Origin of the sequence: Nostoc flagelliforme FACHB-838 (genome assembly GCF_014698065.1) — a bacterium.
GTDB lineage: Bacteria > Cyanobacteriota > Cyanobacteriia > Cyanobacteriales > Nostocaceae > Nostoc > Nostoc flagelliforme_B.
This window is the reverse complement of sequence record NZ_JACJSI010000205.1, coordinates 1-10,525: the sequence shown is the minus strand read 5'-3', so window position 1 is coordinate 10,525 and position 10,525 is coordinate 1. Positions and strand designations below refer to the sequence as shown.

Genomic DNA, 10,525 nt, shown 5'->3' with positions numbered 1-10,525 from the left:
GGCGAGCCGCTATGAATGATCAGTATATGCTTTCTGTGTTAGCCGCATCTCTCCCAAATTCAATCCTCTCCTAGAATCCCACTGTCAATAGGGTTTGAGACGCGCTAACCCTGGCCGAAGTTGCCCTGACTGCGCCCAAAAGTTTTAATCCAAAGATAAATAAGCTTGTTCCTAAAAGTATAAAAGTCAGAATTTTAGTTGCTGTTGGTAGAAGTGACGGCATTAATACAAAAGATGACTTAAAAGTAATTCAAGATTTAGAGACAGATGGGGTAGAAGTACACTGTTTGATTAAACCTAGCCGCAAGGAGTTATGCGAAGCACTTTGGGATGAACAAGGCTACCATATTTTCGTTTTTACAGGACACAGTGGGAGTCAAGAAGATGGGCAAATCGGTTGGATTGAACTTAACGAACAAGATAGTTTGACTATTGAAGAATTTAAAGAAGCTTTGAAGCAAGCTATTGATAAAGGATTACAGTTAGCAATTTTTAATTCTTGTGATGGTTTGGGATTAGCTAACCAAATGGCCCAACTCCATTTACCTCAAGTGATTGTCATGCGCGAACCCGTGCCTGATCCCGTAGCAGTAGATTTTTTAAGATATTTCTTCCAAGAATTTACTCATAATAATAAGTCACTGTTTACTTCTGTTAAAAAAGCACGAAAACGCCTAGAACATTTTAAGTCTGATTATCCAGGTGCAATTTGGTTGCCAACAATTTGTATTGAAGCCAATGTTGAACCGTTGACTTGGCAAGGATTGCGCGAAAGTTCCCCGCCAAAGGTAACTCCCATCAAGCTAGAGGATTCAACTTCTAAACCAAAGAAAAATATCAAGCCGTGGTTATTAATTGGTTTGGTGGGCGTGATTGTCAGTAGTGGTGTAGGCTATTTAGTTGGGGCAAAAATTAACTTAGTTGGGAAAAAAGCCAATTTAATTGAGACAAAAGTCAACTCCGATTTTAGTTCCGTAACTGCTCCCGAAGGAACATGGTTTTATGGTGGTAGCACATCTTGGGCAACAGTTCGGCAATATGTAGATCCGGAAATCAAAAAAACCCATCCGCAGTTTGAATTACGCTATACCGATGCGATTAATGCTACACCAGGTTCAGGTACAGGAATTCGGATGTTATTGGAAGGACAATTGACCTTTTCTCAATCCTCCCGCCCGATCGCAGACAGAGAGTTTCAACAAGCTCAACAACGAGGATTTAGCCTCAAACAAATTCCAGTGGCTTTAGAAGGATTAGCGATCGCTGTTCACCCCGATCTGCAAATTCCAGGGCTAACCTTAGGACAAATTAAAGATATTTACACTGGTAAAATAACTAACTGGAATCAGGTTGGCGGGCCTAACCTAAAAATTACTGCATACTCCCGTCGCTTTGAAGACGGAGGCACTGTAGAGTTCTTTGCTAACAACGTTCTCGGTGGAGAGAAAATTGGAAGTAATGTAGTATACGTCTACGACACAACAGATGGACTGAGAAAATTAGCAAGCGATCACGGTGGCATTTACTACGCTTCCGCTCCTGAAGTCGTCCCCCAATGTAAGATTAAGGCACTGCCAATCGCCAGACAAGGGTACAGTTTTGTCGCTCCTTACATCAAACCTTTGATTAAACCAGCTCAATGTCCAAATCAGCGCAATAAGTTAAACATCAATGCGTTCAAAACAGGTAAGTATCCAATTACACGTCAGATGTTTGTCATAGTCAGGCAGAATAATGGCAGTCTAGAACAAAAAGCGGGCGAGGCATACGCCAATATGCTATTAACAAATCAGGGACAACAACTAATGAATGAAGCTGGATTTGTGCGTATCCGTTAAGTATTTATATATAATTTTTAGCTGATACAGGACTTACGCAAAATCATGAAAAAACGAACCGCATACTCCTACGGAGAAGCAAGCTACGCGCAGTGTCTCGTTAGAGAAGACGCAAAGGAATAAGAGTTTCAGAGGGTTTTTGCGTAAGTCCTATGATATATTCTAATTTGTTTTTGAAGGCAAACAAAAGGAGACAGTAATGGCGATCGTCAACCTGAAACTCTACATATAATATTTAGTTGTAAAAGTTACATTATATTTTCTTACAACTGATTCAGGATTGCTATATGAGAATCTTGCTGATTGAAGATGACGAAGTTTTAGCAAGTGTTTTGTTGCAGTCACTTACCCAACAACACTATGTTGTTGAAATTGCACAAGATGGACAAATTGGCTGGGAATATGCCCAAGGTACGAACTATGACCTGATATTAACAGATGTGGGACTGCCAAAACTCGATGGCATTACTTTATGTCAGCGCTTACGTTCTAGTGGCTGTTCCACTCCTATTTTGTTGATCACAGCAAAAGATGAAACTAGCGATCGCATTCGTGGACTCGATGCTGGAGCAGATGATTATCTCATTAAACCTTTAAATTTGGGAGAACTCCAAGCAAGGGTACGCGCTTTGTTACGTCGCGGCGATACTCCCCGTCCTCCAGTGCTAGAAGTTGGGGCATTGCGTTTAGATCCAAGTATTTGCGAGGTAACATACGATAATCAAGTTCTGGATTTAACACCCAAAGAATATAGTCTGCTGGAGTTATTACTACGGAATCCATCACGGGTTTTTAGTCGGGGAGATATTATTGAACATCTGTGGACTTTTGATGACCCACCCCAAGAGGAAACTGTTAAGTCTCATATTAAGTGGTTGCGACACAAGTTGAAAGTAGTTGGAGCCGTAGACTGGATTGAAAACGTTTATGGTTTGGGATATCGTTTAAACTCCCAAAAAGCTACTAGTAGTGGAAATAGCGAAAAAATAACTCAAAAAAATACAGAGCAAAATTCCTTTATACCCGATACTTCCCCATCCGTTGAACAGCAGTTTAAGCAAGCAATGGGTGAGTTGTGGAATCAATACCAGGGGCTAATGACACAGCGAATGGAAGTACTGCAACAAGCAGCAACAGAACTATCTAGCGGCGCCCTAACTATAGAATTACGTAAATCGGCAGGACGTGAAGCGCACAAGCTAGCTGGTGTTTTGGGAATGTTTGAGCAAGAAACAGGTACTCAAATAGCACGGGAAATTGAACAGATTTTAGACAAAGATGGAAAGTTATTACCAGCCCAAAAACGCCAGATAATATCGCTGATACAAGAGTTAGGCAATTTGTTAAACCTAATGAAGGTAGTTAATCAAACTGCTACCTCGATTGGGGAAGAGATAAATCCGAAGTTACTGCTGATTGACCCTGATTTACAACTGGGTTCACAGTTGCAACAACTAGCATCTTCTATAGAAATGCGCTGGCAGCAAATAACAACGTTAGAAGCTGCAAAAAACTTCTTGCAAACCACATCACCAGATTTAGTAGTACTGAATATAGATGAGATAGGGCAGCGAGAGGAAAGTTTAACACTAATGTTGGACTTAGCAACACATACTCCTCCTGTACCTGTTCTGGCGCTGGCTGTAACCGATCAGCTAATGGATCGTGTGACTTTGGCTCAGTCTGGGGCGCGGGGTTTTCTCCTCAAGCCTGTTACAGCAAATCAAGTTTGGGAAACTGCGTCTCAAATATTACAGTTTACGCGTTCTTTAACAGTAAATGTATTAGTAGTTGATGATGACCCAGTGATTTTAGCGGCATTAGGCCCAATGTTAGAACCTTGGGGAATGCGAATGACTGCATTGGACGATCCCCTGCGTTTTTGGGAGGTATTGCAATCTACTGCACCAGATTTGTTGATTTTGGATGTGGAAATGCCCCAAATTAGTGGTATAGAACTTTGCCAGGCAGTTCGCACAGATCCTCAATGGCAGGAATTGCCAATTGTATTTTTGACGGCTCACCGGGAGATGGAAACGGTGCAGCAGGTGTTTGCTGCTGGGGGAGATGATTATGTGGTTAAACCCGTTGTAGGGGCAGAACTGCTGGCAAGGATCACCCATCGCCTAGAACGCAGCCGCCTACTACAATCGCTCTCTACCAAAGACCCCTTAACCGGACTAGCGAATCAGTTACAGTCTAGCCGCGACTTACAGCACCTAATTGCTCAAGCCGAAAAAAATCAGCAATCGGTTTGTTTAACGATCTTGAATGTTAGCGATTTACGTCAAATTAATATCCAGTATGGGCATGAGGCTGGTAATCAAGTATTGCAACGATGGAGCCGTCTATTCCAATCGGTTTTTTGTAGTGGCGAAATATTGGGCTATTGGGGTAACGGAGAATTTATAGTAGGAGTTTCTGGGTTTACTGAAACAGAACGGCTTGTCATCAAACATCGCCTCAGTGACCTTTTAACCAAGCTCCGCCAGCAAGTCTTTACAGCTCCCAATGGCGATCGCTTCCAGGCAACTTGTAATTTTGCTGTGGTTGAGTATCCTAATGATGGACTAAGTATTCAATCTTTATACCAAGTTGCTAATTCTATGCTGAAGCAGAACTAAGGGGGGTTCAAGCTGCAAGTTTACAACCCCAGCGATAGGCTGAATCACATCTCGCACTTGTTCGCCAATCTTTCGCAGTTCAATTAAATCCGGGCCAAAGATTTTGACAGCGATCGCACTTCTGACCCCCGCTCCGTCTGCATCTCCTGGAGCGAGCTATCAAGGCGATCACTCCGCCCACAAGCACTACTCCACCACCGACTCCTACTACAATACCCATTGGAAATCCCCCGATTGCTGAGTTGTTTCACCAGCCTGTGAGACGAGTTTTTGTTGGCGAGGAGCTTCAGAAACAGCTAATCTACGACGTTGAGCTTTATACTCAGCTATAGGTACTTGCTGAATTTGTTCAAGTAGCTGTTTCTCATTCTCAGCAAGGAATAGAACCTGATATTGCCCAAAATCACGCAATTGGACAGTTGATTTCCGCCCACTAATACGCCGCTGGTGACGACGTAAATTGCTGCAACATTGACTCAATTTTGAGATTATCAGGCGGCAAACCAGGGATATCATAGCAGTGTAATAAGTTAGTACCGTATTTGTGCCATAGTCGTTGTAACTTTTTCTTGAGAACAAACTGTGCCGGATGCTATTGAGGGTCAGGTTGAAACTGCTGTAATAATTCTTCCATCTCGCATCGAACTTTAAGGCTTGTCAAGGATAAGTTGCTAGTATCTGTGGTATTAGTCACCTTATCTTTGATGGGGTGAGAGTATTTGGGATAGTGCAAACAATCAGCAATTCGTCGCAACCATTGGTGCGCCTGTTCCAAATCCAACGCTACCAAAAGATTGTTGCTTAAAGCTTGCTCAACCCAGACTGATAAGAGAGACAAGTAATTTGTATCAATTTCCCGGCATGGTAAACTACGTAGTATCACACCTATAATTTTTAGTTGTTACGTAGCTATATTCGTCAACGTGATAGTCTCTTCAATTGTGCCAGTGTTCACATTCAACGGATGCAGAAAGCTTTAACCCAAATGAATATACAACTGCATCAAGCAATTAGTGATATTACAGGCACTACAGGTATGGCAATCATACGAGCTATCGTCGCTGGTGAACATGACCCACAAGTACTTGCAGCCAAAAAACATCACCGTATCAAACGCAGTGAAGCAGAAATTGCCGCTGCACTTCATGGTGACTACCGAAAAGAACATTTGTTTGTCTTGCAACAAGAATTACATCTTTATGATGTCTACCAATCGCAAATCGCTGAATGTGACCGTCAGATTGAGGATTGCTTATGATATTTCTCAATCTCCCCTTACTCCACCAAAGCATATTCGCCATAAACCTCAAGGTAACGAACCTAACTTTGATTTGCGTACTCACCTTTACCGCATGAGTGGAGTAGATTTTACTCGTGTTGATGGTCTTGGTGTACTCACTGTGCAAATTATTCTTTCTGAGGTTGGTTTAGACCCCAGTCGATTCCCCACAGTTAAGCACTTTACCTCCTGGCTTGGTCTTTGTCCTGGCAGTCGCATTACTGGTGGCAAGATTAAAAGTTCTCCCCCTTAAGCGAATAAACAGCCAATGCGCCAAACCCTAGAAGCGTACTTGGTTTGCTCACCCTTGACACAACTTCAATTCTTAAAACTTGTCCTTGATTTGGGCGATCGCCTTTGTTGGAAACATAAATAACACCGTCAGGGCCAATAGTTGAAGATTACTACGACAAACAGACCACCCAAAAAGGCATTTTTGAAGTTTCAGTTTTTAAAAGTCGGTTTAAGTAGGGCTTGCTGAAAAAAAGAAAAGGTTACAGTCCCTAGATTCTCAGACTGAAGAAGTATATTTAGGTGCAATAAGTAAATCGGTGCAATAAAACCAAACTATGTAAACAAAAGTAAATAAGCCTCAAACTCTTTCTCCCCCTGCCCTCTGCCTTATTGCAACAATAATTATTTACACCGACCTACTTACAAGAAGGTAAAATAGCCCAAAATCCTTGGATCACAGCACCGACCTACTTAGTAGTGAGACGACTGTTAATAAGATTGTTTGATGAACAATTTGGACAGTTTAAAAACTTAGCTAAGTCGAGTATTTGAGCAACGGAGTAGTTTAAACGAGAGTGTTAAATCACAATTATTATTTGTAGAGAAAAGGAGAAATCAATTGAGTTACGATAATACTGCTAAAGTTGACGAATTATTCGTTCAATGGGATAAACCTAACTCACCTGGCTGTGCTATTGCTATTATTCAGAATGGGCAGATGATTTACCAACATGGTTATGGGATGGCTAACTTGGAATATAACATTCCCCTAATACCGATTTTATATGAAGGTGCATATAATAGAGAAAATAAACTCGATAAATTAAAATAACTATGAGCCGCCCTTTTAAGATTGAAATAGCAGAGAGCGAAGAAGAACTTAAAAAACGTCTACAAACAGCAAATTTAGGAAATCAGAAAGAAAAGCTTATGATGCTGTGGTGGATAAAAAGCGGGCAGGTTAAGGAGCAGCAAAAAATCGGAAAACGCTTGGCAAAAGATACTTCAACAGTCACGAGATGGTTGCAGAAGTACAGAACTGATGGCATATCAGGCTTATTAGAAATCAAAAAAGCACTCTTGTGCAAAACGGAAAATCGATGATGCTGCGATCGCAGCACTTGAAGAGGAGTTAAAAACAGAAAAAGGCTTTAGTAGTTATGGTGCAATAGTTGAGTGGTTAAAAGAAGAACACGGACAAGATATAGAGTATGCAACGGTTTATGCCTGGGTTAGATATCGATTAGGTGCGAAATTGAAAGTACCTCGTCCTCAAAGCCACAAACAAGACGAGAAGTTGGTATCTGAGTTTAAAAAAAACTCGGCATCATTCTCAAGTGTCTAGAAGAACATCTAGCACTTGGCAAGTGTGTTCGCTACTTGTGTCAGGATGAAACAAGAGTTGGACTAAAAACTCTCACAGGCAAAGTGATTACTGCTTCAGGCGTTAAACCGACTGTTGAGGTGAAATGGCCTAGAGATAAATGCGTGGATTTATGGTGCAATTGAACCATTGACTGGAGACCATAACATTATGAGTACCCAAAACTAAATGGTGAGTGTTTTCAACAGTTTCTAGACTGGCTATCTGTGCAATTAGGTAGCGATTACGCTATTTTACAGATTGACCAAGCACCGGCTCATACGAGTTCAGCGATTTGTTGGCAAGAATTTATTATTCCTCTGTTTCAACCACCATCAGCCCCTGAACTCAATCCTATCGAAAGGCTTTGGCAAGCTCTCAAGAAACCTCTCAAAAATCAACTTTTCTCTTCTTTACAAGCTTTACGCGAGCGCATTCAAGAAATATTCGACCAACTTACATTTGAACAGGTAATTTCTGTCTCTTCTTATAACTTTATCCTGGAAGCTCTATTCTATGCAGCTTCATACTAAATTGGTATTAAACTACCTGTGTTAATACCCTATAACTTCAATCATTTGTTGAATTAAAAAATCCTGGGTGGGTTATTGGGTGAGAAATATTGCAGGAGTATGCTAGTTAAACGGTTAGCCAGTACTTTCAGTTGGAACGAAACTCAGGGTTTGCTCAATTGATTTCAGGGCTGATTGAATATCTGCATTCAGCGCATCTGCCTCAACTTTAATTACAGATACACCCTTCCCAATTTCCGTCAGAGATTTTTTTATAGTTCTGATTCGTCCCAAAGCTGTGCGAATTTGCTGAATTTGTTGTTCAACAGCAGTCACATCCAGTTCTGATTCAAAGGCACGCAATTTATTTAACCTTTGCTGGATCACCAAAAAGCGGATAGCAATGATTAAAAATGGATGGGTTGTGGCAATCCAATAACCGGACTCAGAAACTCCCTCTGCCCAATCACCGATTTCCTGTGCTAATCCCTCACGGGAATAACTTAAAAATATTGCCGAATTTGCAGAACGGCGCATCATTGCTAATTGTAAATGTTGAGTGATTGCTTGGCGACCAAAAGGTTTTGAAGGTCGTTTTCTAGCTTCAATCACTATTGACAGTTCAATTACAGCTAACGATTTACTAGTGAACTTTACGAGAATATCGCCAGTATCCCCATCACGACCAATATGCTCCACCTCTACTCCACTCAACTTTGCCCAATTTCGCAGTTCGACAACGACTAATTCTTCATAGTTGATGCCTTTTGCAGTTGTCTGCTCAAGTACTTGTTGTGTCACCTGTTGATCTCGAATTTCTCTGGTCAGTTTTTCTACTTGTTCAGTTAATGGTTTGACAGACTCAGAAACCACATCTTTAACTGCCGCAGCCAGAGTACCATTTTCTTTAGTGGCATTTATTAATGCTGCTTTAAATGCGCCTTGAATGGAATCAGAGCGTTTGGCATCTAATAGTTGACGTAATGAAAAGAGAAAGCGGCCAACAACAGAAGTTTCTCTGGCAGGGTCTATTTCTTGTGTAAGCAAAGTGCTGACGCTATTAAGTTTTTCAGTGAGGATGGCTGAAGTCAGATTAATTTGATTTTGCAGTGGAGCTAATAATTGACCATTCTCTGTCCCTACTTGATTAATTAATTCCTGCTGGAAAGACTCTGCAATTACCTTGACTGCCTGCTGAAACTCCACCAACAAGGATTCCATCTGCTGCTTAATTAATTCGTTGCCATGACGAGTTTGAGCAGTTTGCAAGCAAAGAAATCCTAACTCAAAAGCATCCCGGCAAATATCCTCATATTCTGACTGGGGAAATTGTTGTAAGTAGCTAATTGCATTTTTGAGAGGGATTGCCATGCGATGAATCAAGACATGGCTTTGGGTCAATTCAATACTGGAGGGCAGGTAATAGGAATCATTGGTCGAGCGGTTCATGGAACAGTGGGTAGGCAGGTGACGATAAATTGCACCCTACTACCTATTTTTTATGTCAGTCAAGGTGATGAAGAAAAGTTTTGTCAATTTGCAAAAACTGAAGAATTAATTCGGGTGTTGAGGATTATGCCACTGTTCTAACAGAGGATTGATTACTTCGGCATTGGCGAAAAGAAAATCAGCCACAGCCATAATTCTTTGGTAAGGTAATCCAGCTTCTCGGCGGCTGGCTTGTCCACCCAACCAGTGATAAGCCGTCGATTTAGAGATGGCACAGATTTTTGCTAATTCTTCGTAACCCAATCCCCAACGATAGCTAAAATCTTGGGGAGACATGAACATTTGGTTGTGCAGTTCTAGCAACTGCTGATGTTGTTGAGCTTCAGACATGATTGCCCTGAAGCCTTTCCAAGAATGAGTTATCCAGGGGTTTGATATCTTCCTCGAAAGCGAAGTCACAGATGTAAATTTCACGAGAGGGACTGCGCTCGTCTAAAAGAACCAAGTAGTGTAAGCCAGTGGCAATGCAACTGGCTTGTTGGGTGTAGATTACTCCGATGACGCGGCCAAAGTCACCATTGGGTACTTGAAACCATCGCACCCATTCACCGAGATGAAATCTCTGCTGAGGTAATTCGCTGGGAATAAACTCTGGCATCGCTACTGGCGGTATTTGGGAAAACTGATCGGGCATAGTACAATACAGTTCAGTTAAGCATTTCTTTATTCTCTCAGTGCCGCGCCAGTTGCTTCAAGTCGGGGAACCCGCCCAACGCACTGGCTTCTCTGCGTCTCTATGGTTCATAAAAAAAATTGACTTTGGCAAAGAGTTTTAGCCTTAACTGAACCGTATTGGGGCATAGTAATCTTTTTGGGTGCAAATTTACCAACAACGGTAAAAGTCAAGAAGAATTCTGATAAATAATATTAAAGTTTTCCTTTGCCACTATGGCAATAAAAACTTGCCAAATGGCAAATGGCTATTTAGCACGATTTCTGCGTCGCTTTTGGTGATACACATCCCGGAGCTTTTGCAAGTACTCTGGCTCAGTTTGGATTGCTGTCCAGATGTGGTGTGCCAATAGACATCTCCAAAATAGTAATATTCTGTGCTAAAAGAACATCATGAGAAGCTTTTTGACATAAAAATATGAGTGACATACTGAATCACATTGAGGAGAATCCTAAAGAAACAAAGCGGTTAATTGGCATGGAGTATGAACAGT

14 protein-coding genes and 2 pseudogenes are annotated in these 10,525 nt (G+C 41.5%); 10 read left to right on the top strand and 6 right to left on the bottom strand.

Translation table 11 applies throughout. The annotated features are described in order from the left end of the window. Positions 1–287: 287 nt before the first annotated feature. From H6G97_RS56225 to H6G97_RS37300, 3 genes and pseudogenes are all read left to right on the top strand, one after another. Positions 288–635, top strand: a pseudogene (locus H6G97_RS56225) (CHAT domain-containing protein); the annotation flags it as partial. A 201-nt stretch (positions 636–836) separates the two neighbouring features. Beyond that, positions 837–1,838 (top strand): PstS family phosphate ABC transporter substrate-binding protein, encoded by a 1,002-nt coding sequence (locus H6G97_RS56220; RefSeq protein ID WP_422394245.1) that lies wholly within the window; start codon positions 837–839, stop codon positions 1,836–1,838. Between the two features lie 287 nt (positions 1,839–2,125). Further along, positions 2,126–4,462 carry a response regulator gene (locus tag H6G97_RS37300; protein WP_190945744.1) on the top strand — a complete coding sequence of 779 codons (2,337 nt, stop codon included), beginning with the start codon at positions 2,126–2,128 and terminating at the stop codon, positions 4,460–4,462. 79 nt (positions 4,463–4,541) lie between these two features. Here H6G97_RS37300 and H6G97_RS53600 read toward each other — a convergent pair whose 3' ends face one another. The 3 genes from H6G97_RS53600 to H6G97_RS37290 all read right to left on the bottom strand — a co-directional run bounded on the left by H6G97_RS53600 (position 4,542) and on the right by H6G97_RS37290 (position 5,345). Further along, a complete protein-coding gene (locus H6G97_RS53600) occupies positions 4,542–4,682 on the bottom strand; it encodes a hypothetical protein (protein ID WP_242055814.1) in 141 nt (46 codons plus the stop codon). After that, a complete protein-coding gene (locus H6G97_RS53595; protein WP_242055813.1) occupies positions 4,670–4,942 on the bottom strand; it encodes a hypothetical protein in 273 nt (90 codons plus the stop codon). The genes H6G97_RS53600 and H6G97_RS53595 overlap by 13 nt, the downstream gene beginning before the upstream one ends. 112 nt (positions 4,943–5,054) lie before the next feature. After that, entirely contained in the window at positions 5,055–5,345 is a 291-nt protein-coding gene (locus H6G97_RS37290) for a hypothetical protein (protein ID WP_190945743.1), read from the bottom strand. Between the two features lie 102 nt (positions 5,346–5,447). Between H6G97_RS37290 and H6G97_RS53590 the strand changes: the two genes are divergently transcribed. From H6G97_RS53590 to H6G97_RS37265, 6 genes and pseudogenes are all read left to right on the top strand, one after another. Further along, entirely contained in the window at positions 5,448–5,720 is a 273-nt protein-coding gene (locus H6G97_RS53590) for a hypothetical protein (RefSeq protein WP_242055812.1), read from the top strand. Then, positions 5,704–5,994, top strand: coding sequence for an IS110 family transposase (locus H6G97_RS53585; protein WP_242055811.1), 291 nt, complete (start codon positions 5,704–5,706; stop codon positions 5,992–5,994). Before H6G97_RS53590 ends, H6G97_RS53585 begins: the two co-directional genes overlap by 17 nt. 600 nt (positions 5,995–6,594) lie before the next feature. Continuing rightward, on the top strand, positions 6,595–6,807 hold the full coding sequence (locus H6G97_RS37280) for a hypothetical protein (RefSeq protein ID WP_190945742.1): 213 nt from the start codon (positions 6,595–6,597) through the stop codon (positions 6,805–6,807). Between the two features lie 2 nt (positions 6,808–6,809). Next, positions 6,810–7,079: a helix-turn-helix domain-containing protein gene (locus H6G97_RS37275; protein ID WP_190945741.1), complete on the top strand. Its 270-nt coding sequence runs from the start codon at positions 6,810–6,812 to the stop codon at positions 7,077–7,079. Beyond that, positions 7,072–7,320 (top strand): winged helix-turn-helix domain-containing protein, encoded by a 249-nt coding sequence (locus H6G97_RS56215; RefSeq protein ID WP_190945745.1) that lies wholly within the window; start codon positions 7,072–7,074, stop codon positions 7,318–7,320. The genes H6G97_RS37275 and H6G97_RS56215 overlap by 8 nt, the downstream gene beginning before the upstream one ends. Positions 7,321–7,523: 203 nt before the next feature. Next, a pseudogene (locus tag H6G97_RS37265) lies at positions 7,524–7,871 on the top strand (transposase); the annotation flags it as partial. A 114-nt stretch (positions 7,872–7,985) separates the two neighbouring features. On the opposite strand, the gene H6G97_RS37260 reads toward H6G97_RS37265, so the two are convergent. Further along, a complete protein-coding gene (locus H6G97_RS37260; protein ID WP_190945740.1) occupies positions 7,986–9,221 on the bottom strand; it encodes a hypothetical protein in 1,236 nt (411 codons plus the stop codon). Positions 9,222–9,224: 3 nt separating this feature from the next. Between H6G97_RS37260 and H6G97_RS37255 the strand changes: the two genes are divergently transcribed. Continuing rightward, positions 9,225–9,440, top strand: a complete 216-nt coding sequence (locus tag H6G97_RS37255) for a hypothetical protein (protein WP_190945739.1) — start codon at positions 9,225–9,227, stop codon at positions 9,438–9,440. On the opposite strand, the gene H6G97_RS37250 is transcribed toward H6G97_RS37255, so the two are convergent. Next, positions 9,405–9,689 (bottom strand): helix-turn-helix domain-containing protein, encoded by a 285-nt coding sequence (locus tag H6G97_RS37250; RefSeq protein WP_190945738.1) that lies wholly within the window; start codon positions 9,687–9,689, stop codon positions 9,405–9,407. The two genes, H6G97_RS37255 and H6G97_RS37250, sit on opposite strands and share 36 nt — an antisense overlap. Then, positions 9,682–9,993 carry a hypothetical protein gene (locus tag H6G97_RS37245; protein ID WP_190945737.1) on the bottom strand — a complete coding sequence of 104 codons (312 nt, stop codon included), beginning with the start codon at positions 9,991–9,993 and terminating at the stop codon, positions 9,682–9,684. Before H6G97_RS37245 ends, H6G97_RS37250 begins: the two co-directional genes overlap by 8 nt. Between the last annotated feature and the right edge of the window lie 532 nt (positions 9,994–10,525).

What these genes read in the sequence shown, in the direction of transcription:
- H6G97_RS37300 (WP_190945744.1), top strand. Translation starts at nt 2,126, where the DNA reads ATGAGAATCTTGCTGATTGAAGATGACGAAGTTTTAGCAAGTGTTTTG.
- H6G97_RS53600 (WP_242055814.1), bottom strand. Translation starts at nt 4,682, where the DNA reads ATGGGTATTGTAGTAGGAGTCGGTGGTGGAGTAGTGCTTGTGGGCGGA.
- H6G97_RS53590 (WP_242055812.1), top strand. Translation starts at nt 5,448, where the DNA reads ATGAATATACAACTGCATCAAGCAATTAGTGATATTACAGGCACTACA.
- H6G97_RS37275 (WP_190945741.1), top strand. Translation starts at nt 6,810, where the DNA reads ATGAGCCGCCCTTTTAAGATTGAAATAGCAGAGAGCGAAGAAGAACTT.
- H6G97_RS37260 (WP_190945740.1), bottom strand. Translation starts at nt 9,221, where the DNA reads ATGGCAATCCCTCTCAAAAATGCAATTAGCTACTTACAACAATTTCCC.
- H6G97_RS37255 (WP_190945739.1), top strand. Translation starts at nt 9,225, where the DNA reads ATGAATCAAGACATGGCTTTGGGTCAATTCAATACTGGAGGGCAGGTA.
- H6G97_RS37250 (WP_190945738.1), bottom strand. Translation starts at nt 9,689, where the DNA reads ATGTCTGAAGCTCAACAACATCAGCAGTTGCTAGAACTGCACAACCAA.
- H6G97_RS37245 (WP_190945737.1), bottom strand. Translation starts at nt 9,993, where the DNA reads ATGCCCGATCAGTTTTCCCAAATACCGCCAGTAGCGATGCCAGAGTTT.